Genomic DNA, 22003 nt, shown 5'->3' on the forward strand with positions numbered 1-22003 from the left:
TGAGCGCCCGCCACGAGGCGCCGGGGCCGCAAGGGCCGCAAGGGGGGAGACCGCGATGACCGACCGCAGACGCAGTCCGCGCACCTGTGACCGCGCCCCCGCGCGCGCCGATTCGCTCGGCCGCCCCGGTGTTCTCGCGGCGCTGCGCGACATGGATCGTTCTGCCCAAGGGAGGAAAACAACCCGATGAAACTTATGAAAAACCTGCTCGTCAGCGCCGGCGCCGCCACGCTGGCGCTTTCGGCGTCGTCCGCGCTGGCCGCGGAATACAGCTACGGCTCGTTCCTGCAGTCCACCGCCGCCACCAGCGTGAAGGGTCAGATCCCCTTCTTCGAGCGGGTCGCGGCCCGCACCAACGGCGAAGTCACCTTCAACCCCTTCTGGGGCGGCGCCATGGGCGGGCCCAAGGAGCTGCTCGGCGCGGTCGATGACGGCGTGCTCGACTCCGGCCTGATCGTCGACGTCTACACCAAGAAGTCGCTGCCCCACGCCTCGTCGCTGTCGGCGGCCTTCATCCTCGCCGAAGACACGCTCGTCTGGGGCGCGGCGGTGAACGAATTCCAGCTGCTGCACTGCCCGGAATGCCGCGAGGACTTCGCGGATAACGGCCAGATCGGTCTCGCCTGGTATGCGACCACGCCCTACGTGCTGATGTGCACGTCGCCGACCGCCACGCTGGCGGACCTGCAGGGCAAGAAGGTGCGCTCGGTCTCCCGGCTCGCCGACCTGATGGCCCATATGGGCGCGACCCCGGTGTCGGTGACGGTGGCGGAGATGTACGAAGCCATGCAGCGCGGCCAGGTCGACTGCGCGCTGGGCTCGGCCAACTACCTCAACACCTACAACATCAAGGACTTCGTCACCTCGATCATCGACGAGCCGATCGGCGCCTATGTCTCCACGCTGACCCTGTCGGTCAATCTCGACGCGTGGGAGGGGATGTCGACGGAGAACCGTCAGATCATCATCGACGAGATCCCGCAGCTGCTGGCCGATATCGAGTGGGCCCAGTTCGAGGACGACCGGAACGCCGTCGAGGCGACGCTGAAGAAGGGCGGCGAGGTGGTGACCCCCGACGACGCCTTCCGCGCCAGCCTTGAGGAAATGCGCGCCGGCGAGTGGGAGGCGCTGGCCGCGGCCGCCGCGGATGACGGGGTGGAGAACGCCGACAAGCTGATCGCCGACTTCCGCGCGGTGGTCGAGAAGTGGCGCGGGATCATCGCGGAGATCGGTCACGACGACCGCGATGCCTTCGAAGCGGCCCTGCGGGACGAGATCTTCTCGAAGCTCGAGCCCTGAGCGAAACCGGACCCCGGCGCCCGCGCCGGGGTCCGATGACCCGGCCTGCGGGCCAGGCCGCGGCGGTTGGAGCGGCGCCGGCGGTGGCGCCGGCGGTGGGGGGGAGCGACGATCTTTCCCTCGGCCGGACCGCCCGACCGCCGCTTCGGCCGCAGGCCTCCGGCGAACCCGGACCTGATCTGATCGACATATCCCGCCCCGGCGCGCGACCGGGCCTTTGCGACCGACCCGTGATCGCTTCGCCTCCGCGGAAGCATCGCCCTGGGCGGATCCCGGCGCTGCGGCGGCCGGGCGACTTCATGTGACCAAGCGCAAGGGAGCCTGACCGCGAAGGGAAGGGCCCGGCTTTGATTTCATTCGAGTTTTGAGGATGGCGCCAGCCCTGCCGGGATAAGGACCGGCCGGGATGATGTCGCCGCGGCCCTCGCGCCCAAGGCGGTTTCGCCGTGGGCGGGGCGGCGCGCCGCGCCAGGGAGGCCGGCGGCCCTGTCCGCCCTTCGCCCCTTGTGCCGGGCCGCCATAGCGCGTTCCCTCCCGGTCCGAGCCGCGAGACGCCCGACTTCAAAACGGAGATCCAAATGCTCGACAAAGACCTCTTCGCCCGCGCCGGCGTGACGGACCTGTCCCTGCTGCGCGACCTCTCCTTCATCGACGGCGGCTGGGTCGCCGGCGACGCCGCCGCGCCGATCCCGGTCACGAACCCCGCCGACGGCGCGCGCATCGGCGATGTCGCCGCCCTGACACCGGCCCAGTCGAAAGCCGCCGTCGACCGCGCCGACGCGGCCTTCGCGGCCTGGTCCGGCGCGCTCCCCCAGGCGCGCGGCGCCGTCCTGCGCCGGTGGTTCGAACTGGTGCTGGAAAGCAAGGAGGACCTCGCCCGCATCATGGTGCTGGAGCAGGGCAAGCCGCTGTCGGAAGCACGGGGGGAGATCGACTACGCGGCCTCCTTCCTCGAATTCTACGCCGAAGAGGCCAAGCGCCCGAACATCGAGGGCGTGACCTCCCACCTCCCCGACGCGGAGGTGGAGCTGTGGCTGGAGCCGGTGGGCGTCGCGGCCCTGGTGACGCCCTGGAACTTCCCCGCCGCGATGCTCACCCGCAAGGCCGCGGCGGCGCTGGCCGCGGGCTGCTCGGTGGTCGCGCATCCCTCGGCGGAGACCCCCTATTCGGCGCTGGCGCTCGCCGTGCTGGCCGACCGCGCGGGCCTTCCGGCGGGCGTGCTCAACATCGTCACCGGCGAGGCCCCGACCATCGTCGCGCCCTGGACCGAGGACCGGCGGGTGCGCGCGCTGTCCTTCACCGGCTCGACCGAGATCGGGCGGCTGCTCTATCGCCAGTCCGCCGACACGGTGAAGCGCCTGGTGCTGGAGCTGGGCGGGCACGCGCCGGTGATCGTGTTCAAGGACGCGGATCTGGACGACGCGGTGGCCGAGACCATGAAGGCCAAGTTCGCGACCTCCGGCCAGGACTGTCTCGGCGCCAACCGCATCTACGTGGAGCGTGAGATCTACGACGCCTTCGTCCGGCGCTTCGCCGAAGCGACGCGGGCGCTGAGCGTGGGGCGGGGGATGGACGATCCCGACATCGGCCCGCTGATGAACGCCCGCGCCGTGGCCAAGCAGGTCGAGCATGTGCGCGACGCGCTGGCCAGGGGCGCGACGCTGGCCTGCGGGGGCGAGGTGCTGGACCACGGCCCGCTGTTCTTCGCGCCCACGGTGCTGACGGACGTGCCCGACGACGCCCTGATCATGCGCGAGGAGACCTTCGGCCCGGTCGCCGCCCTGACCCCCTTCGACAGCGAGGACGAGGTGGTCGCGCGGGCCAATGACAGCGAATTCGGGCTGGTCGCCTATGTCCACAGCCTCGATCCCCGGCGCATCTATCGGGTGTCGCGGGCGCTGCAATACGGGATGGTGGCGGTGAACCGGACCAAGGTCACCGGCGCGCCGATCCCCTTCGGCGGCATGAAGCAGTCCGGCGTCGGGCGCGAGGGCGCGCGCCGGGGCATGGAGGCCTTCATGGAGGTCAAGTATCTCTGCCGCGACTGGCGCTGAACGCGGCGTCCGCCGCCGGGCGCGCGCTCGGCGGCGGCGCCCGGCAAGCGCGTGAACCCGGTCCCGCGCCGGGGCGGGGGGCCCTGTCCCGCCGAAAGTTCGAGCCCCCGCGCCGCGCCGGTGCGCGCGCTGATCTCCGCGGCGCCAAGGGCGAAACGCCTGTCGCCGGCGCCGTCCGCGGCGTGTCATCATCACCCCGCCGCGCCCGCGCCGGCCGGCCGATTCATCCCGACGACGTTCCCCGTCCCTCCCGGTCCCGACCCCTGAAGGAGCCAGTGCCTTGGCGAAACCGGCCTCCGATCTCGATATCGGCTACGCGACCGCGCATGAGCTGCGCGCCCTCTACGAGGCGGGCGATCTCGCGCCTTCGGAGGCGGTCGCCGCCGTCTTCCGGCGCATCTCCGCGGTGAACCCGCATATCAACGCCTTCTCCGCGCTGATGGAGGACGAGGCGATGGACGCCGCCCGCGCCTCCGACGTCCGGATCGCGAAGGGCGAGGCCCGGCTGCTGGAAGGCGTGCCGGTGACCGTCAAGGACTTCTACGAGGTCAAGGGGCAGGAGACGGAGACCGGCTCCTTCGCCATCCGCAAGGGTCCGGCGGCGGCGGACAATCCCGTGGTGACCCGCCTGCGCGAGGCCGGGGCGGTGGTGATCGGCAAGACCACCATGTCCGAGCTCGCCTGGTCGGGCATGAGCCGCAATCCGGTGACCGGGATCACCCACAATCCCTGGGGGCGGGGGCTGAACGCGGGCGCGTCCTCGGCGGGGGCGGGCGCGGCCTCGGCGGCGGGGTTCGGCCCGCTGCATCTGGGCTCGGACGGGGCGGGCTCGATCCGCATGCCGGCGCATTTCTGCGGGATCTTCGGGCACAAGCCCACCTATGGGCGGGTGCCGCATATCCCGGTCTCCCAGAACGATTACGCCACCTATATCGGGCCGATGAGCCGGACGGCGGCGGACAGCGCCCTGATGCTCAAGGTCATGGCCGGACCCCACCACCTGGACCATACCAGCTGCGAGGCGCCGCCCGCCGACTACCCCGCCCTGCTGGACGCGCCCCTGAAGGGCAAGCGCATCGCGTATTCGCCGGATTACGGCCATGCGCGGGTGGACCCGGACGTGGCCGAACAGGTCGCGAAGGCGGTGAAGACGCTGGAGGACCTGGGCGCCGAGGTCGAGGAATTCACCCCCGCCTGGGGGCCGAAGGGGCCGGAGATCGGGCGCTTCTTCTGGTCGGTCCTGTGGGGGCGCCGCGCCGGGGTGTTGGACGAATTCGAAGACCGGATGAGCCCCGACCTCGTGGCCTGCATGCGCGAAGGGGCGAACTACTCCGCCAACGACTACCTGAACTGGCGCGAGCGGAAATACGCCTATGTCGCCGAGATCGCCGAGACCCTGGCGCAATACGACTTCCTGGTCTCGCCCGCCGTCTCGGTCGCCGCCTTCCCGGTGGAGCGGGTGCAGCCCGCGCATTGGCCGGAGGATCCGTGGAACTGGCTCGCCTGGGCCGAATTCTCCTATCCGTTCGACATGTCCGGCGACCCGGCCTGCTCGGTCCCCTGCGGGTTCACCCCGGCGGGGCTGCCGGTGGGGTTGCAGATCGTGGCGCGGCGCTTCGACGACCTGGGCGTGCTGCAGGCCGCCCATGCGCTGGAGCAGGCGCTGGGGATCATGGACCGGCGCCCGCCCCTGCCGGGCTGAGCGTCGGGCCGCGCGCCCGCCATCACCAGGCTCGACGGGCGTTCGCGCCGCCCGTCGGCCCTTCGCCCTCCCCTTGTCCTACACGCTGCAGGAGCCTCCATGCCCCGGCCTCTTTCCCCGCCCGACGCCGCCCCCGTTCTCGTCACCGGGGGGACGCATGGCATCGGCGCCGCCTGCGTTCGCCTGATGGCGGAGGAGGGCTGGCCCGTCCTGTTCTGCGGCCGCGACGCGGAGGCGGGCGCGGCGCTGGCCGCCGAGACCCCCGGCGCGACCTTCTTCCAGGCCGATCTCGGCGCTCCGGCGGGCATCCACGCCGCCGCGGACCGGGCGCTGGAGCTGTCGGGCGGGCGGCTCTCGGGGCTGGTGAACAATGCGGGCGTCGGGGTGCGGGGCGTCTTCGCGCAGACCGACGACGCGCTTTACGACCGGGTCATGGACCTCAACCTGCGGGCGCCGGTGATGCTGACCGCCCGGCTGCTGCCGGCGCTGACGGCGGGCGGCGGCGCGGTGGTGATGATCGCCTCGGTGGCGGGCAAGGCGGGGGAGAAGGGGCTCGCGCTCTACACCGCCTCCAAGGCCGCGCTGATCGGGCTGACCAAGAGCCTGGCGCTGGAGATCGGGCCGCAGGTGCGCATCAACGCCGTCTGCCCCGGCCAGATCGAGACCCGCATGATGGGCCGCACCCTGTCGCTGCCCGGGCGGCGGGCGCTGCTGGCCGCGCGCATCCCCATGGGCCGGCTGGGCCTGGCCGAGGACGTGGCCGAGGCGACGGCCTGGCTGATCTCGCCCCGCTCCGGCTATGTCTCGGGCGACGTGATCACGGTGGACGGGGGCGAGACCGCGGGGCTCATGGTCTCCGAGGACTGAGGCTCCGCCGCGAATGGCCGGCCGCCGACAACAGACCCGGGCGCGACAAGCATAGCGCCGGGGCGAGAGGGATGAGGAAAGCAAGCATGTCGATCGAGACCTGGACCCGCGCCCTGAACGCCGCCCTGGCGGCGGGCGACCCGGAGGCGGTGGCGGACCTGTTCCTGCCCGACGGGTTCTGGCGTGACTTCATCGCCACCGACTGGACCCTGCGCACCGTGGAAGGCGCCGCCGACATCGCCGCCTTCGCCGTCGCCCACGCCGCGCCCGCCGGGCTGGTCGTGGCGCCCGAGACCGCGGGGGACGAGGCGTCGGAGGGGTTCGTGACCTTCGAGACGGCGCTGGGCCGGGGCCGCGGCTATCTCCGCCTGCGCGAAGGCCGCTGCCGCACCCTGCTGCTGTCGCTGGAGGAACTGAAGGGCCATGAGGAGCCGTTGCGCGCCCGCCGTCCCTCGGGTCTCGTCGACGACCCGCAGGGGCGCAACTGGGCCGAGCGTCTCGCCGCCAAGGCCGAAGCCTATGGCGACGCCGCCCAGCCCTATGTGCTGGTGGTGGGGGGCGGGCAGGCGGGGCTGGCGCTGGGCGCCCGGCTGGAGATGCAGGGCGTGCCCTACCTGATCGTCGACAAGCATCCCCGCGTCGGCGACCAGTGGCGCAACCGCTACAAGGCGCTGACCCTGCATGATCCGGTCTGGTACGACCACATGCCCTATCTGCCCTTTCCCGATTTCTGGCCGGTCTTCACCCCCAAGGACAAGATGGCCGACTGGCTGGAAGCCTACGCCCACGCGCTGGAACTGGCGATCTGGACCGGGACCGAGATGCTCGGCGCCGCGCGCAACGAAGCCGATGACGGCTGGACCGTCACCCTCAGGCGCGGCGACCGGACCGTGACCCTCGCCCCCACCCATCTGGTGATGGCGGTGGGCAACGCCGGCTTCCCGCGCCTGCCCGAGTTCGAGGGGGCGGAGACCTTCGCGGGCCCCCAGCTCCATTCCTCGCAATTCGCCAGCGGCGAGGGCATGGCGGGCAGGCGCGTGGTGATCGTGGGGGCCAACAACAGCGCCCATGACATCGCCGCGGATCTGGCGGCGAACGGCGCGCATCCGGTGATGATCCAGCGGTCCTCGACCCTCATCATCCGCCAGTCCACCCTGACCGACGTGCTGTTCAAGCCGGTCTTCTCGCAGGAGGCCGTGGAGGCCGGGATCACCACCGACCGCGCCGACCTGCTGCTGGTCTCCAACCCGATGCGGGTGCAGGAGGAGAACAACCGCCGCGTCTGGGACGCCATCCGGGTCGCGGAGAAGCCGTTCTACGACCGCCTGACCGCCGCCGGCTTCCAGCTCGATTTCGGTGAGGACGGCACGGGCCTGATGAAATATCAGCGCGCCGCGTCGGGGTACTACATCGATGTCGGCGCCTGCGAGATGGTGGCCGACGGGCGCATCGGCATCCGCGCGGGCGTCGGCATCGCGCGGCTGGTCCCCGAGGGGGTCGAACTGGAGGACGGCGAGGTCCTGCCCGCCGACATGATCGTCCACGCCACCGGCTTCGGCGCGATGGAGGAATGGGTCGCCCGGCTGATCGACCCGGAGACCGCGGCGCGGGTCGGCCGCTGCTGGGGCTACGGGTCGGGAACCCGCGGCGATCCGGGCCCGTGGGAGGGCGAGCTGCGCAACATGTGGAAGCCCACCGCGCAGCCGGGCCTCTGGTTCATGGGTGGCAACCTCGCCCAGTCGCGCTTCTATTCGGGCCTGCTCGGGTTGCAGCTGAAGGCGCGCCATGCGGGGCTCGCCCCCGCGCCGGAGGGCGCCTGACGCCGGGCGCCGCAGGGCGCCTGACGCCCCGCGCCGCAGGGCGCCTGACCCGGGCGCCGCAGGGCGCCTGAGGCCGGGCGCGCGCCCCGAGATGTCGGGGCGCGCCGTGTCCGGTCATCTCCCGGCCCGGAAGGGGGGAGGCGCGCCCCGCGGGACGCGGTTCACGCCGCCGCCGACCACGCCCCGGTCCGGGCCGCGTCCCGCGCGAAGGTCGCGAAGTCCCGCGGCGGCCGGCCCAGCGCGCGCTGAACGCCGTCGGCGAGCCGTGCGTTGCGGCCATCCAGCGTCTCCCGCGCGATCTCCGTCACGATCCCGGCCAGCGCCTCGCCATTGGCCTGCGCCATCGCGTCGTGGAACGCCTCGAAGGACAGCGACAGGCGGCGCACCGGCCGGCCGAGGGCGTCCGAGAGCGCGTCGGCCATCTCGTCGAAGGTCATCAGGCGCGGGCCGGTGACCTCGTAGATCTCGCCGTCATGGCCGTCCTCGGTCAGCGCCGCCACGGCGACCTCGGCGATGTCGTCGACATCCACGATGGGCTCACGCACGTCGCCGCCCGGCATGGGCAGCACGCCCGCCTGCACCGCGTCCAGCAACGCGCCCTCGGAGAAGTTCTGCGCGAACCACGCGGCCCGCACGATGGCGGTGGGGATGCCGGAGGCGCGCACGATCCGCTCCGCGCGTTCGGCGTGATGCTCTCCGCGCCCGGTCAGCAGCACCAGCCGGGGCAGGCCCATGCGGCGGGCGAGCGCGGCGAAGGCCTCGACCTGCTCCACCGCGCCGGGAAAGGCGATGTCGGGGAAGTAGGAGACATAGGCCGCGCGGACGCCGTCCAGCGCCGGGGCCCAGGTCTCGGGCCGGTCCCAGTCGAAGGGGATCGGCGCGCGGCGCGAGCCGGAGCGCACGGCGTGGCCGCGCGCCGAAAGCAGCCGGGCGATGCGCGAGCCGGTCTTGCCGGTGGCGCCGATGACGAGGATGGGGCGGTCGGTCATGGGGGATCTCCTTGTGAATGCGATGACCCCGAGATAGCCGGCGCAGGCGGGACGTCCCATTCCCGTGCGTCCGCGTCTCTTGCCCGTTCGTCCCGAAATGGTGGACGCAGGGCGTCGGCCGGGCCAGAATGCCCCCATGACCCGTCCCACGCCCCATGTCCCCGACCCCGACGCCCTCGCCCGCCCGCAGGGCGATCCGCTGGGGGAGATCCTGCACCTGCTCAAGCTGACCGGGACCTTCTATTGCCAGTCCCGTCTCTCGGCCCCCTGGGGCGTCGCCATCCCCGGCTTCGAGGGCGCGCTCTGCTTCGTCGTCGTCACCCATGGCCGCGGCTGGCTGGAGGTCGGCGACGCCCCGCCCTTCGAGATCGGGCAGGGCGACCTGGTGTTGGTCACCAACGGCGCGCCGCTGGGCCTGCGCAGCGCCCCCGACGCGCCCCTGCGCACGCTCGATGACCTGCCGATCCGCAAGCTCTCCGCGCTCTACGAGACGCTGGACTGCGGCGGCGGCGGGGCGGAGACGGGGGTCATGTACGGGCTCGCGCGCATCGACCACGCCGCCGGCGGGATGCTGATGGCGCTGCTGCCCGACATCCTGCGCATCGACCCGTGGGAGGAGGACGCGGGAAGCTGGCTGCAAGGCACGCTGCAGTTCATCGCCCGCGAGGCGCGCGCGCCGCGTCCGGGCGGCGAGACGGTGGTCACCCGGCTCGCGGACGTGGTGGTGGTCGAGGCCATCCGCCGCTGGCTCAACACCGCGCCCGAGGCGGATCGCGGCTGGCTGAAGGCGGCGCGGGATCCGCAGATCGGCCGCGTGCTGGTCGCCATCCACCGGGCGCCGGCGCAGGACTGGTCGGTGGAGCGTCTGGCCGAGGTCGCGGGGATGTCGCGCTCGGCCTTCTCGGCGCGGTTCACGGCGCTGGTCGGGGCGCCGGCGATGCAATATCTCGCGACCTGGCGGATGCGGCTGGCCTGGCGAGCGCTGGTGGAGACCGCGAAGCCCGTCGCCGTGATCGCGGCGGAGCTGGGATACCTGTCGGAGCCCGCCTTCAACCGCGCCTTCAAGCGGGTGTTCGACGTCCCCCCCGGCGAGGCGCGCCGGCGGGGCCGGGCGGAGGCGCGGGCGGCCTGATGCAGGACCGCCGGGGGGCGCCTCCTGCGCGTCGTCGGCATGGCGCGCGCCCCTGAAGAAAGCGCCGGGCGTCCGCGTGAGCGGCGCGCTGGGGACTTCGGGATCGGACCGGAAAGTCCCGCTCCGGACAGGCCGCGGGGCGCGCGCGTTCCGGCGGGGTGCGCAGGCGTGTGCGGGCGAGGGCGCGTCCGATCTCGATACGTTTTCCAGCCCGGATGACGCCCCCCGTCGGGCTCGTGATCCGGCCAGGGCCGCGCGGGCGCCGCTGTCGGTTCAGCGTCCGCGACCGGCGGCAGGGCGCCGCCGCCGCCCGGCCAGGATCGCCCGCGCCGCCGCCGCGGCGACCAGCGCGCAGAGCCCGGCCTTGGTCCACCCCTCCATGATCCCGTCGATCAGCATCGCGTGCAGGATGACCCCCGCCGCGATCAAGGCGCCGAGCAGGAGATGACCCCGCCGCCACAGCCCCGGCCCCAGCCGCCGCGTCAGCCGGCGACGGAACGCGGCGAGCAGACCCGTGGCGAAGACCGCCCACATCGCCGCCACCCCCCAGACCGAGAACGGCGTGGGAGAGCGGAGCAGCAGCGCGTCGATCACGTCCGGCGGGCTGGTCAGCCAGAGCGCGCCGACATGCAGGACCACCGCCGCGACCAGCCCCGCCCCCACCCACGCATGGAGCCGCCTGCCGCGCCGCCCCTCGGCGCCGGGCAGGGCGCCCGCCGCCAGCAGGGGCTGAACCAGCAGCAGCGCCAGCCCGATCACCCCGGCGAAGCAGCCGGCGATGTAGACGGGGCCGCGCCAGGCGAGCAGCGGGCTCGTCCCCGCCACCGCCAGCGGAAGCGCGATCGCGACGGCCAGCGCCGCCCGGACGAGCGTGGGCGGAAGCCTCCGCACCCGGTTCAGGCCGGTTGCAGCACGAAATCCGCGCTGAGCGACGTGTCCGACCGGCTCGACATCACCGGGCGCAGGAACACGGTGCGGAAGCCGTTGGGATCATGGTCGGCGTCATAGGCGAGATGGGCGTGCGGCTGCCCGAAGGCCGGCACGATCTGCGGCATGTCCATGCGGAAGGCGCCGGAGGCGTCGGTCAGCGTGGCGCCGTGGCTCTCGGGATCGCGCTCGCGGCCCTCGGTGGTGTGCGCCCAGATCTGGATGCGCACCCCCTCCAGCGGCGCCCCGTCGCCGGCGCGGCGCACGGTGCCGCTCATCAGGAAGCCGCCGCCGCCGATGCGGTCGCGGATCGGGGCGCCGGCGCGGTAGTTGTTGGCCCCGCCGCGCATGGTCTCGGTGGGCGCGAGACCCTGGGCGCGGGCGGGCGCGATCAGGCCGCGGGGGCCGAGGATCAGGGCGCTCGCCGCGGCGGCGGCGGCGAGAACGGCGCGGCGGGTCTGCGGAACTCGGGTCATCCGTGTCTCTCCTTGCCGGGCGGAGGATAGGGATCGCATGGGCGGACGTCCGAAAGCTGCCGGAAGCGCGCGGATCGTCCCCCCCACAGCTAGGCGAAATCCGGGCGCGGAGAAATCAACCCCGCGTGAGGGCCCCCGCCCGCCGCGCTTTTCGCCGCCCCGCCCCCCCGCCTGCGCGCTTTTTCCGCGCCCGCCGCCGGCGCCGGCCATGCTAGTCCGCCCCCGAACCGGACGAGCCGCCGAACCGGCGGCCGCGAGCGGGAGACGGCGATGACGGAACTGCGCCTCACCAACCTGTCCAAGCGCTTCGGCGGGACCGGCGACGCCCCGGCGGTCGACGGGCTCGACGCCACCGTGCGCGACGGGGAGTTCTTCGTGGTTCTCGGCCCCTCGGGCTGCGGAAAGTCCACGCTGCTGCGCCTGATCGCGGGGCTGGAGACGGTCTCGGGCGGGGAGATCCGCTGCGACGGCGCGCTCTGGTCCGGGGCGGGCGGCCATCTGCGCCCCGAGGACCGCGGCGTCGGCTTCGTGTTCCAGAGCTACGCGCTCTGGCCCCATCTGACGGTGGAGCGCAACGTCTCCTTCCCCGCCGAGGTCGCCGGCGCCGCGCCGCGGGACTGGAAGGCGCTGGCCGCGAAGCACCTGGAGACGGTGGGCCTCACCCGCTTCGCCGAGCGTCGCCCGGCCGAGCTTTCGGGCGGGCAGCGGCAGCGGGTGGCGCTGGCGCGGGTGCTGGCCTCGGACGCGCGGCTGGTGCTGATGGACGAGCCGCTGGCCAATCTCGACCCGCATCTGCGCGCGACGATGGAGGCGGAGTTCCTGGAGTTCCACCGGCTCAGCGGAGCCACGACGGTCTACATCACCCATGACCAGCGCGAGGCGATGGGCATGGCCGACCGCATCGCGGTGATGATGGACGGGCGGTTCCTTCAGGTGGACGCGCCCGAGACGCTCTACTGGCGCCCGGCCACGGCGGAGGTGGCGCGCTTCATCGGCCGCGGGGCGCTGCTGCCCGCGACCCGGCGCGGCGGCCGGGTGACGGCGGAGGGGCTGGGCGAGGTCCCGGCCCGCGACAACCCGGCGCTGGCGGACGGGTTCTGCGCGCTGTTCGTGCGCCCCGAAGAGGTCCGGCTGGGCGGAGACGCGGCGGAGGGCGGCGCGGAAGCGCGGGTCGTGCGCGCCGTCTATCGCGGCGGCGTGTGGGAACTGACGCTGGACCTCGGCGGTCTGCGGCTGGAGGCGGTCGGCCCCGCCCGCGTCCGGGTCGGCGACATCGTCCGCGCCACGGTCGCGGGCGGCTGGCCGCTTCCCGCGCCGGAGGGTTTCCCGATGTCGCGCAACGCCGTGGAAGACGCGTTCGTTCCCGCGGAGTAGGCGCGCTCCGGCGCGGTCGGTTCGGTCTTCCTCGTCTCGGTCCAGTCGGGCGTCTCAATCCAGCCAGGGGATCGTTCCACGGGGCAGGCGCCTTCCCAATCGGGTCAGCGCCGCCATCAGCAGCGCCGTGACCGCCAGCGTCACCGTCGCCATGGCCGAGGCCAGCGCCGTGTAGCCGCCATCCTCGAAATTGAAGATCACCGTGCCGATGGTCTCGGACCCGCGCGACCACAGCAGGGCGGAGACGGTGACCTCGTTGTAGGCGGTCATGAACACCAGGATCGCGCCCGAGGCCGCCGCCGGCGCCGTGGCCGGCCCGAAGATCCGCCGCAGCCGCGCCCCCAGCCCCGCGCCCGCCACCCGCGCCGCGTCGTCGAGGCTGGGGTCCAACTGGGCGTAGGCCGCCATCACCGGCTTCAGCCCCACGGTCATGAAGCGGATCAGGTAGGCGAGGAAGATCACCGCCAGCGAGCCGTAGAGGCTGACGCCGAGCCAGGGCAGCGGCTTCGCGAAGATCAGGATCAGCGCGATGGACAGCACCAGTCCGGGCAGGGCGTAGGCCATGTCCCCCAGCGCCGTCGCCGCGGCGACCAGCCGTCCGCCCCGCCCGCCCTGCGTGAAATATCCCAGCGCCACCGCGAACACCGCCAGCGTCGCCGCGGCCCCGCCCGCGATCAGGAAGGAATTGGCGAAGGCGCGCAGGGTGACCTCCTGCTCCAGCAGCACCTCGCGGAAATTGGCCAGCGTCAGGGTCTGCAGGTTCAGCGTCACCCCGTAGGTGGAAACCAGCGCGGTGGAGATCAGCGAGACCAGCGGCAGCACCAGCGTCGCCAGCACCGCCAGCGCCAGCCCGGTTTCCGCCGCCGGACGCATGGGCCCCAGCGCGAAGGCCAGCGGGCGGGAGGGCGGGCCGATGCTCTCGGCCCTCGCGCGCCGCTCCAGCCCGCGTTGCAGAAGCGAGGCGACCAGCGCCGCCAGCGCCATGACGGTGGCCAGCACCGCCACGTCGCGCAGCACCGAGGGGCCGAAGCTGGACAGCTTCTGATAGATCAGCACCGGCAGCGTGTGATAGCCGGCCGGAATGCCCAGCAGGGCAGGGATCCCGAAATTGCCGAGGCCGGAGACGAAGGCCAGCATGAACCCCGCCGCCAGATGCGGGGCCAGCATCGGCAGCAGGATCCGGCGCAGGATGGCGAAGGGGCGGGCGCCCGACAGCCGCGCCGCCTCGATCGCCTCGCGGGGCAGGGCGCGCAGGCCGGCGCGCACCAGCAGCATCACCAGCGGCGCGTGCTGGATGGCGAGCAGCAGCACGATCCCGCCGGGCGAATAAAGCGGATGGGTCGAGCCCAGCGGCGGCGCGATCCCCAGCGTGCGCAGCAGCACGCTGGACGGGCCCAGCGACTGGATCCAGGCGATGGCCGTCACATGCGGCGGGATCATCATCGGGACCATGACCAGGAACACGAACCCGGCCTTGAAGCGGATGTCGGTCAGCCCCAGCAGCAACGCGCAGCCCGCCCCGAAGACCAGCGCCAGCGCCGCCGCGGCGAGGCTCGTCTCCAGCGACCGGCGCAGCCCGCGCAGCACGGTCTCGTCCCCCAGCGCCTCGGCCAGCGGGATCAGCGTCAGCCCCTCGGGGCCGGAGATCCCGGCCAGCAGCAGCCGCGCGAAGGGCAGGCCGATGACGACCAGCGCGGCAAGCGCGAGGGCGGCGGGCCATATCCGCCCGCCGCCCCCGTTCATCGTCCCGCGCGCGACCCCGCGCGCGGGGCTCGTGACGCCGAAGGCCATCAGCCGCCGAACAGCGCGTTGAACTTCGCCTTGTGGGCCGCGTCGTTCTCAAGCGCGTCGGCGGGGTCGAAGTCCATCAGCTTGATCTCGGCCCGCGCCGGGAAGCCCTCGGGCGGGGTCACGTCGGGATGGGCGGGAAGGTAGCCCATCCGCGCGGCCAGCTCCTGCCCCTCGCGCGAGACCAGGAAGTCGATGAAGGCCTTGGCCGCGTCGGGGTTCTTCGCGGTGGAGAGGATCGCCGCCGGCTCGGTCACCGCCGAGACGCCCTGCGGCGGGAACACGAAGGCCACGGGCGCGCCCTTGGCGGCTTCGCGGATCGGCAGGAAGTCGACGACCACGCCGCACAGCTTCTCGCCGCCGGCCACCGCCTTCAGGGTTCCGCCATTGCCGCCCTGCGCGACGGCGCCGGTTTCGGCCAGCTTGGCGTAGTAGTCCCAGCCCAGCTCCGGGTTGGCGGTCAGGGTGGCCATGTGGATGGTCGCGGCGCCCGAGGTCAGCGGCGAGGGCATCGCCACCTTGCCCGCGCAGGGGCCTTCCACCAGGTCCGCCCAGGTCGCCGGCGCCGCGTCGGAGGCGGTGTTGTAGACGATGCCCGAGGTGATCAGCTTGGTGGAGAAGTAATACCCCTCCGGATCGTGCAGCCCGGCCGGATAGGCCGAGACGTCGGCCTCCGGATGCGCCATCAGCCGGCCTTCGCGCTTCAGGCCCTCCATGGTCACCATGTCGGCGATGAACAGCACGTCGGGCTGCGGGGCGTCGGCTTCGAATTCGGCGCGCAGGCGGGCCATGATCTTGGTGGTGCCGTCGCGCACCCACTCGACCTCGACCTGCGGATAGGCGGCCATGAAGGCGTCGACGGTGGCCTGCGCGTCGGCGTTGGGCTGCGAGGTGTAGAGCACCAGCGGGCCTTCCTGCGCCGAGGCGGCGCCTGCGGTGGTCAGCGCGGCGGCGGAAAGGGCGAGGGCGGTCAGGAGGGGTCTCATACGAGCTCCGCTGTCAGGGTCGGGGGGAGGATCGGCCTCCGTTTAACTCGGCTCGATTGCATTAATATGTCGGTGACGCGAGCCCTGATCGCACGGCGCCTATGCGGCGCCTATGCGGGGCGATCCGGTCGCGAAACCGGCTTGTCGCATGTTATGTTATACAGTAACAATCTCCGCCGAAGCCGATGCGGCGGGACATCTCGTGCGGGCCAGGCGCCCGCGCCGCCCGATCCCCCGTTTCAGATCCGAGACCACAGTGACCCGGAAAGCGCCTTTCCGGGACCGGAGAGATTTCGCCATGTTCGATGTCGCCGTCATCGGGGGGAGCTTCGCGGGACTGACCGCAGCGCTCCAGCTCGGCCGCGCCAGCCGCTCCGTGCTGGTGATCGACGCGGGCGCGCCGCGCAACCGGACCTCGCCGGGGGCGCATGGGGCGGCGGGCTGGGACGGGAGGCCGCCGGCGGAGATCCTCGCCCGCTTCCGCGCCGACCTCGCCGCCTATCCGACCGTCGCGCTGCGCGCCGGGACGGCCGAGGACGTCTCCGGCGGCCCGGACGGGTTCGAGGTTCGGCTGGCGGGCGGCGATCGGGTCGCCGCCCGGCGCATCCTGCTGGCCCACGGGCAGCGCGACGTGCTCCCCCCGATCCCCGGCGTCGCCGAGGCCTGGGGGCGCCGCGTCCTGCACTGCCCCTATTGCCATGGCTACGAGGTGAAGGGGGCGCCGCTCGCCGTGCTCGCCCTGCACCCGACGGCGGCGCATCAGGCCCTGATGCTGCGCGCCGACTGGAGCGACCGGGTCACGCTATATGGCGCGGGGCCGGAGGGGCTGGATATCGCCGCGCTGGAGGCCGCGGGCGTTCTCGCGGACCCGCGCGGGGTGGAGGCGGTGCGCGCCGACGACGCCGGCGCCGATCTCTTCCTGACCGGCGGCGGGACCGCGCGCGTCGGGGCCCTGTTCCTCGCCCCCCGCGCCACGCTGGAGGGGAGCCCGGCGGCCCGGCTGGGCTGCGCCGCCGACGAGGGGCCCATGGGGCGTTTCCTGCGCGTCGGCCCGATGGGCCAGACCAGCCTGCCGGGCGTCTTCGCCGCCGGCGATCTCGCCCGCCCCATGCCCAACATCAACTTCGCCCTCGCCGACGGCGCCCAGTCCGGCGTCGCCTGCCACGCCTCGCTTCTGTTCCCCGGGTTCGTCCCGCCGCTGGAGATCGCCGCATGACCGCCCCGCAACCCGACGCCCGACTTCCCGTGACCGTGCTGTCCGGCTTTCTCGGCGCCGGCAAGACCACGCTGCTCAACCGCCTGCTCAACAACCGTGCGGGCCTGCGCGTCGCGGTCATCGTCAACGACATGTCCGAAGTGAACATCGACGCCGATCTGGTCCGCGCGGGGGCCGAGCTGAGCCGCACCGACGAGACCCTGGTGGAGATGTCCAACGGCTGCATCTGCTGCACCCTGCGCGACGACCTGCTGGCCGAAGTCCGCCGGCTCGCCGCCGAGCACCGCTTCGACCACCTGCTGATCGAGAGCACCGGCATCTCCGAGCCGCTGCCCGTCGCCGCCACCTTCGACTTCCGCGATGCGGAGGGGGAGAGCCTGTCGGACGTCGCCCGGCTCGACGCCATGGTCACGGTGGTCGACGCGGCCAACCTGCTGCGCGACTATTCCAGCCACGATTTCCTGTCGGATCGCGGCGAGACGCTGGGCGAGGGGGACGAGCGCACGCTGGTCCACCTGCTCACCGACCAGATCGAGTTCGCCGACATCGTGGTGCTCAACAAGATCACCGCGGCGGGGCCGGAGCGGGTCGACGCCGCCCGCAAGATCATCCGCAGCCTCAACGCCGACGCGCGCATCATCGAGGCGGATTTCTCGGCCGTGGCGCCGGACGACATCCTCGGCGTCGGGCTGTTCGACTTCGACAAGGCGCACGAACATCCGATGTGGGCGAAGGAGCTGTACGGCTTCGCCGACCATGTGCCCGAGACCGAGGAATACGGCGTCGCCAGCTTCGTCTACCGCGCCCGCCGCCCCTTCGCGCCCGAGCGGATCATGGCGGTTCTCGACGGCCCGCTTTCCGGCGTGATCCGCGCCAAGGGGCATTTCTGGATCGCCACGCGCCCTGACTGGGTGGCGGAGTTCTCCCTGGCCGGGGCGCTGTCTTCGGTGGCGCCGCTGGGGACCTGGTGGGCGGCGGTTCCGGAGGCCCGACGCCCCGATCACGACGCCGCGCGGGCCTACATGAAGGCCCATTGGCAGGAGCCCTGGGGCGACCGGCGTCAGGAGCTGGTGTTCATCGGCGCGGGGATCGACTGGCCGGCGGTCAAGGCGCGGCTGGACGCGGCGCTGATCCCCGAGGCGCTGGCCGCCGGGCCCGACGCGCTGCCCGACATGCCCGACCCGTTCCCCGCCTGGCGTCGGGCGGAGGCGGCGGCATGAGGCTCGCCGCCGACATCGCTTCCCCCGCATCGCGGGCCGCCGCGGCTGTGGCCGGTGATCGCCCCGGCCCGCGCGCAAGACGCGGGAGCGGCGGGGCCCGCCCCGGCGATCTCGGCGCCACGCGGCTGCCCCGGCGCCGGCGCGAGGAAGACCCGATGCGCGCCTTCGACGCCCTGCCGGCGCCCCTGCGCCGCTGGCTGGCCGAGGCCGCGCGGCCCTGGTCGTCCGCCTCCTGCCGCCGGATTTGGCGGCGCGCCATGGCGCGGGGCGAAAGCGTGGAGGCCGCGCTCGCCCGCCTGACCCGGGCCGAGCGCCGGGCGCTGATGCGCGACGCCATGGCGCCCGGCGCTCCCCCCGAAATCCGCTCCCCTGTCGCATCGACGTTGCGGGCGCGTGCTTGAAATGACCATAATCGTCAAGGAAGGAACCGTCATGAAAACCGCTCGTCTGGCTCTGCTGGCCTCCGCCGCCGCGATCCTCGTCGCAGCCCCCCTCCACGCGCAGGACAAGCGCGAAATGGAGGCCCATGAGCATGGCGTCAGCACGCTGGAACTGGCCGTCGAGGGCGGCGAGGTGGCGATCAACCTGACCTCGCCCGGCGCCGACATCGTCGGCTTCGAATACGCGGCGAGCTCGGACGCGGACAAGGACGCGGTCGAGGCCGCGATCCGGGTCCTGCTGACGCCCGAGAACGTCGTGACCCTTCCGGACGCCGCCGAATGCCGCCTGACCGAGGTGCTGGCGCATCTGCATGGCGGCGGCGACCATGACGAGGACGAGCACGGCCACGGGGACCATGAGGACCACGCCGACGACCATGCCGACGAGGCGCATCACGACGACGGCCATGGGGACGACCACGGGGACGAACACGGCGACGACCACGAAGCCGGCGCCGAGCACAGCGAATTCCACGTCCGCTACCGGTTCGCCTGCGAACACCCCGAGGATCTGACCGCCCTCGCCTTCCCCTTCTTCGAGCGCTTCGGCGCCGCGAAGGAGATCGAGGCGCAATACGTCACCGATGCGGGCGCGGGCTCCGCCGAGATCACGCGCGACGCAGCGGAGCTGTCCCTGAAGTGAGCCGACCCGAACCCGCTCCCGCCCTCGCCCCCGCTCCGCGCGCCGAACCCCGTCCGGCGCTCGCGCTCCGCGACGTGGCCTTCGCCTGGCCGGGCGCGGGGCGGGGACGGGGCGGGTTCGGCCTGCGCTGCCCTGACTTCTCGCTGGCGCAGGGGGAAAGCGTGCTGCTGCTCGGCGCCAGCGGTTCGGGCAAGTCCACGCTGCTGTCGCTGATCTGCGGGATCGTGGCGGCCGATGCGGGCGTGGTGGCGGTGGCGGGGACGGATCTGCGCGGCCTCTCCGCCGGCGCCCGCGACCGTTTCCGGGCCGAGCGCATCGGCGTGATCTTCCAGCAGTTCAACCTGCTGCCCTATGCGAGCGTTTCCGACAACATCCTGCTGCCCCTGCGCTTCGCCCCCGAACGCCGGGCGCGGGCCGGCGAAGGAGCGGCGGAGGTCCGGCGGCTCTGCGCGGCGCTGGGGCTGCCCGCGGACGCGCCCGAAACCCCCGCCGGCCGGCTCAGCGTCGGCCAGCAGCAGCGCGTCGCCGTGGCCCGCGCCCTGATCGGGCGCCCGGGCCTGATCGTGGCGGACGAGCCGACCTCGGCGCTGGACGCCGCCGCCCAGGACGCGTTCCTCGGCCTGCTGTTCGGGCAGGCGGAGGACGCGGGCTCCTCCCTGCTGATGGTCAGCCATGACCCGCGGCTGGGGGAACGCTTCGACCGGGTCGTCCGGATCGAGGACATCGCCGCGGCGGAGCGAAACCCATGATCCTGCGTCTCGCCATCGGCTCGCTCTTCGCCCGCGCGCTGACCGTGGGCATGACCGTGCTCGCCATCGCGCTGTCGGTCGCGCTGTTCCTCGGCGTCGAGAAACTGCGCACCGGGGCGCGGGCCAGCTTCGCCGACACGATCTCGGGGACCGACCTGATCGTGGGCGCGCGCTCGGGCTCGGTGCAGTTGCTGCTCTACTCGGTGTTCCGCATCGGCAACGCCACCAACAACGTGAGCTGGGAGAGCTTCCAGGACATCGCCTCGCGCCCCGAGGTGGACTGGGCCGTGCCCATCTCGCTCGGCGACAGCCACCGGGAATTCCGGGTGATGGGCACCACGCCCGAGTTCTTCCGCCGCTACGAATACCGCGGCGGCCGGTCGCTGGAATTCGCCGAAGGGCGGGGGCTGGACGACCTCTATGACGCGGTGATCGGGGCGGATGTGGCCGCGGCGCTGGGCTATGAGGTCGGCGACCCGATCGTGGTCTCCCACGGGCTCGCCTCTTTCACCGACCATGACGACCAGCCGTTCCGCATCGCCGGGATCACGGCCAGGACCGGCACCCCGGTGGACCGCACGGTGATCGTCAGCCTGGAGGCCATCGAGGCGATCCATGTGGACTGGCGCGGCGGCGGCAAGACCGGCGCCGCCACGCCGGTGGAGGCGATCCGGGCCATGGAGCTGACGCCCACCGCCATCACCGCGGCGCTGGTCGGGGTGAAATCGCGGCTGCGCATCTTCACCCTGCAACGCTGGATCAACGATTATCCCGAGGAGCCGCTGCTCGCGATTCTCCCCGGCGTGGCGTTGCAGGAGCTGTGGGCCATCGTCGGGGTGGCGGAAACCGCGCTGGTCGGCGTCTCCGCCATGGTGGTGCTGACGGCGCTGCTGGGCATGACGGCGATGATTTTCTCCACGCTCAACGAGCGGCGGCGCGAAATGGCGATCTGGCGGGCGATGGGGGCGCGGCCGGCGACGATCCTCGGCCTGCTGGTGCTGGAGGCGATGCTGATGGCCGCCGCCGGGGCCGTGCTGGGGGCGGCGCTGCTCTATGCGGGGCTGGCGGCCGGGCGGCCGCTGGTGGACGCGGCCTTCGGGATCTGGCTGCCGATCGAGCCCCCCAACGCGCGCGAGCTGTGGACGCTCGCCGCCGTGATCGGCGCGGCGGCGCTGGCCAGCCTGCTGCCCGCGCTCCGGGCCTATCGCCTGTCCCTCGCCGATGGCATGATGGTGAGAACATGACTCAAGCGCACATGATAACCCGCCGGCGTTTCGGCCTGATGGCCGCGGCCGCCTCGCTGAGCGTCGCGCCCCGCGCGGCCTTCGCCGCGGCCTTCCGCGAAATCACCTGGGAGGATCTGATCCCCCCCGGCGAGCCCTATTCGGAGATCGTCGGCGACGGCAAGTTCGACGCCGTGAACGACGTCTGGGTGCCCGAGTTCGACGAGCACGGCGCCAAGCTCAACCCCGAGCTGGACGGCGCGCTGGTGAAGCTGCCGGGCTACATCATCCCGCTGGAGATGGGGGCCGAGGGCGTCACGGATTTCGTGCTGGTCCCCTATGTCGGCGCCTGCATCCACGTCCCCCCGCCGCCGCCCAACCAGCTGGTGCTGGTCTCCGCGAAAGACCCCTGGCCGAGCGAGAGCCTGTGGGACGCGGTCTGGGTGTTCGGGCGCATGACGGCCCAGCTCTCCTCCACCGAGGTCGCCCAGACCGGCTACCGGATCGAGGCCGAGAAGGTCGAGGCCTATCAGTGGTGAGCCGCGCGTCCCGGCGCCGCGTCCTGGCCGCCTTCCTCGCGGCGCTGGGCCTCGCGGCGCTGGGCCTCGCGGCGCTGGGCCTGGCGGCCGCGTCCGCGCAGGCCGAAGATGTCGTGGACCTCGGTTGGGATGACCTGATCCCGCAGGGCCAGCCGCCGCTGTCGCCCTCGCTGGAAGGGGTGATCCCCCATGACGAAAGCGCGATGGCGAGCGGGCAGCCGGCGTCTTCGGGCGTGCGCGGCGACTGGAACGGCCGCATCGTGCGCCTGTCGGGCTTCGTCATCCCGCTCGACCAGGACGGGGCCGGGGTGCGGGTGTTCATGCTGGTCCCCTATGTCGGGGCCTGCATCCATGTGCCTCCGCCCCCGGCCAACCAGCTTGTGCTGGTCACGTCCGAACGCCCCTACGAGGCCGAGGGCCTGTTCGCCCCGGTGACGGTGACGGGGATGTTCGGCGCGGCCGCGACCTCGACCCGGTTGGCGGAGGTGGGCTACGCGCTCTCCGCCGACCGGATCGAGGCCTATGGCGGCTAGCGCGCCCTCGCCTTCAGCGCGCCCTC

The 22003-nt window shown here is 72.8% G+C and carries 20 protein-coding genes; 15 read left to right on the plus strand and 5 right to left on the minus strand.

Annotated elements, in window-relative coordinates; all coding sequences use genetic code 11:
* Positions 1 to 186: 186 nt before the first annotated feature.
* From BLV24_RS00250 to BLV24_RS00270, 5 genes are all read left to right on the plus strand, one after another.
* Positions 187 to 1299, plus strand: a complete 1113-nt coding sequence (locus BLV24_RS00250; protein ID WP_092679150.1) for a C4-dicarboxylate TRAP transporter substrate-binding protein — start codon at positions 187 to 189, stop codon at positions 1297 to 1299.
* 578 nt (positions 1300 to 1877) lie between these two features.
* The gene (locus tag BLV24_RS00255; RefSeq protein WP_092679151.1) at positions 1878 to 3353 is read left to right on the plus strand and encodes an NAD-dependent succinate-semialdehyde dehydrogenase; all 1476 of its coding nucleotides are present in this window, start codon (positions 1878 to 1880) and stop codon (positions 3351 to 3353) included.
* A gap of 280 nt (positions 3354 to 3633) precedes the next feature.
* A complete protein-coding gene (locus BLV24_RS00260) occupies positions 3634 to 5055 on the plus strand; it encodes an amidase (RefSeq protein ID WP_092679152.1) in 1422 nt (473 codons plus the stop codon).
* Between the two features lie 99 nt (positions 5056 to 5154).
* Positions 5155 to 5922 (plus strand): SDR family NAD(P)-dependent oxidoreductase, encoded by a 768-nt coding sequence (locus BLV24_RS00265; protein ID WP_092679153.1) that lies wholly within the window; start codon positions 5155 to 5157, stop codon positions 5920 to 5922.
* An 86-nt stretch (positions 5923 to 6008) separates the two neighbouring features.
* Complete coding sequence (locus BLV24_RS00270; protein WP_245710313.1) at positions 6009 to 7742, plus strand: flavin-containing monooxygenase; 1734 nt, start codon at positions 6009 to 6011, stop codon at positions 7740 to 7742.
* 161 nt (positions 7743 to 7903) lie between these two features.
* Here the strand turns inward: BLV24_RS00270 and BLV24_RS00275 are convergent, their stop codons facing one another.
* On the minus strand, positions 7904 to 8731 hold the full coding sequence (locus BLV24_RS00275) for an NmrA family NAD(P)-binding protein (RefSeq protein ID WP_092679155.1): 828 nt from the start codon (positions 8729 to 8731) through the stop codon (positions 7904 to 7906).
* Between the two features lie 136 nt (positions 8732 to 8867).
* Between BLV24_RS00275 and BLV24_RS00280 the strand changes: the two genes are divergently transcribed.
* On the plus strand, positions 8868 to 9863 hold the full coding sequence (locus tag BLV24_RS00280) for an AraC family transcriptional regulator (protein WP_092679156.1): 996 nt from the start codon (positions 8868 to 8870) through the stop codon (positions 9861 to 9863).
* Positions 9864 to 10136: 273 nt separating this feature from the next.
* Here the strand turns inward: BLV24_RS00280 and BLV24_RS00285 are convergent, their stop codons facing one another.
* Both BLV24_RS00285 and BLV24_RS00290 read right to left on the minus strand, forming a co-directional pair.
* Positions 10137 to 10754 (minus strand): ferric reductase-like transmembrane domain-containing protein, encoded by a 618-nt coding sequence (locus BLV24_RS00285; RefSeq protein ID WP_218133310.1) that lies wholly within the window; start codon positions 10752 to 10754, stop codon positions 10137 to 10139.
* A 5-nt stretch (positions 10755 to 10759) separates the two neighbouring features.
* Entirely contained in the window at positions 10760 to 11266 is a 507-nt protein-coding gene (locus BLV24_RS00290) for a peptidase associated/transthyretin-like domain-containing protein (protein ID WP_092679158.1), read from the minus strand.
* A gap of 270 nt (positions 11267 to 11536) precedes the next feature.
* On the opposite strand from BLV24_RS00290, the gene BLV24_RS00295 reads away from it, so the two are divergent.
* Positions 11537 to 12640, plus strand: coding sequence for an ABC transporter ATP-binding protein (locus BLV24_RS00295; RefSeq protein WP_092679159.1), 1104 nt, complete (start codon positions 11537 to 11539; stop codon positions 12638 to 12640).
* Positions 12641 to 12694: 54 nt separating this feature from the next.
* Here the strand turns inward: BLV24_RS00295 and BLV24_RS00300 are convergent, their stop codons facing one another.
* Both BLV24_RS00300 and BLV24_RS00305 read right to left on the minus strand, forming a co-directional pair.
* Positions 12695 to 14383 carry an ABC transporter permease gene (locus tag BLV24_RS00300; protein WP_092680189.1) on the minus strand — a complete coding sequence of 563 codons (1689 nt, stop codon included), beginning with the start codon at positions 14381 to 14383 and terminating at the stop codon, positions 12695 to 12697.
* Positions 14384 to 14430: 47 nt separating this feature from the next.
* Positions 14431 to 15414 (minus strand): ABC transporter substrate-binding protein, encoded by a 984-nt coding sequence (locus BLV24_RS00305; protein WP_092679160.1) that lies wholly within the window; start codon positions 15412 to 15414, stop codon positions 14431 to 14433.
* A 298-nt stretch (positions 15415 to 15712) separates the two neighbouring features.
* On the opposite strand from BLV24_RS00305, the gene BLV24_RS00310 reads away from it, so the two are divergent.
* From BLV24_RS00310 to BLV24_RS00345, 8 genes are read left to right on the plus strand one after another with little or no spacing between them, the layout of a single operon-like run.
* Positions 15713 to 16630 carry an NAD(P)/FAD-dependent oxidoreductase gene (locus tag BLV24_RS00310; RefSeq protein WP_092679161.1) on the plus strand — a complete coding sequence of 306 codons (918 nt, stop codon included), beginning with the start codon at positions 15713 to 15715 and terminating at the stop codon, positions 16628 to 16630.
* On the plus strand, positions 16627 to 17850 hold the full coding sequence (locus tag BLV24_RS00315; RefSeq protein WP_092679162.1) for a GTP-binding protein: 1224 nt from the start codon (positions 16627 to 16629) through the stop codon (positions 17848 to 17850). Before BLV24_RS00310 ends, BLV24_RS00315 begins: the two co-directional genes overlap by 4 nt.
* Before the next feature lie 47 nt (positions 17851 to 17897).
* A complete protein-coding gene (locus tag BLV24_RS00320) occupies positions 17898 to 18251 on the plus strand; it encodes a DUF6525 family protein (RefSeq protein WP_281242880.1) in 354 nt (117 codons plus the stop codon).
* Between the two features lie 31 nt (positions 18252 to 18282).
* Complete coding sequence (gene zrgA / locus BLV24_RS00325; protein WP_092679163.1) at positions 18283 to 18933, plus strand: zinc uptake protein ZrgA; 651 nt, start codon at positions 18283 to 18285, stop codon at positions 18931 to 18933.
* Positions 18930 to 19682 carry an ATP-binding cassette domain-containing protein gene (locus tag BLV24_RS00330; protein WP_092679164.1) on the plus strand — a complete coding sequence of 251 codons (753 nt, stop codon included), beginning with the start codon at positions 18930 to 18932 and terminating at the stop codon, positions 19680 to 19682. Before zrgA ends, BLV24_RS00330 begins: the two co-directional genes overlap by 4 nt.
* A complete protein-coding gene (locus tag BLV24_RS00335) occupies positions 19679 to 20926 on the plus strand; it encodes an ABC transporter permease (RefSeq protein WP_092679165.1) in 1248 nt (415 codons plus the stop codon). Before BLV24_RS00330 ends, BLV24_RS00335 begins: the two co-directional genes overlap by 4 nt.
* Entirely contained in the window at positions 20923 to 21444 is a 522-nt protein-coding gene (locus tag BLV24_RS00340; protein ID WP_092679166.1) for a DUF3299 domain-containing protein, read from the plus strand. The genes BLV24_RS00335 and BLV24_RS00340 overlap by 4 nt, the downstream gene beginning before the upstream one ends.
* Positions 21441 to 21977, plus strand: a complete 537-nt coding sequence (locus BLV24_RS00345) for a DUF3299 domain-containing protein (protein ID WP_245710315.1) — start codon at positions 21441 to 21443, stop codon at positions 21975 to 21977. Before BLV24_RS00340 ends, BLV24_RS00345 begins: the two co-directional genes overlap by 4 nt.
* The last annotated feature ends 26 nt before the right edge of the window (positions 21978 to 22003 follow it).

The organism is Albimonas donghaensis (assembly GCF_900106695.1).
In the GTDB taxonomy this organism is placed as follows: Bacteria; Pseudomonadota; Alphaproteobacteria; order Rhodobacterales; family Rhodobacteraceae; genus Albimonas; species Albimonas donghaensis.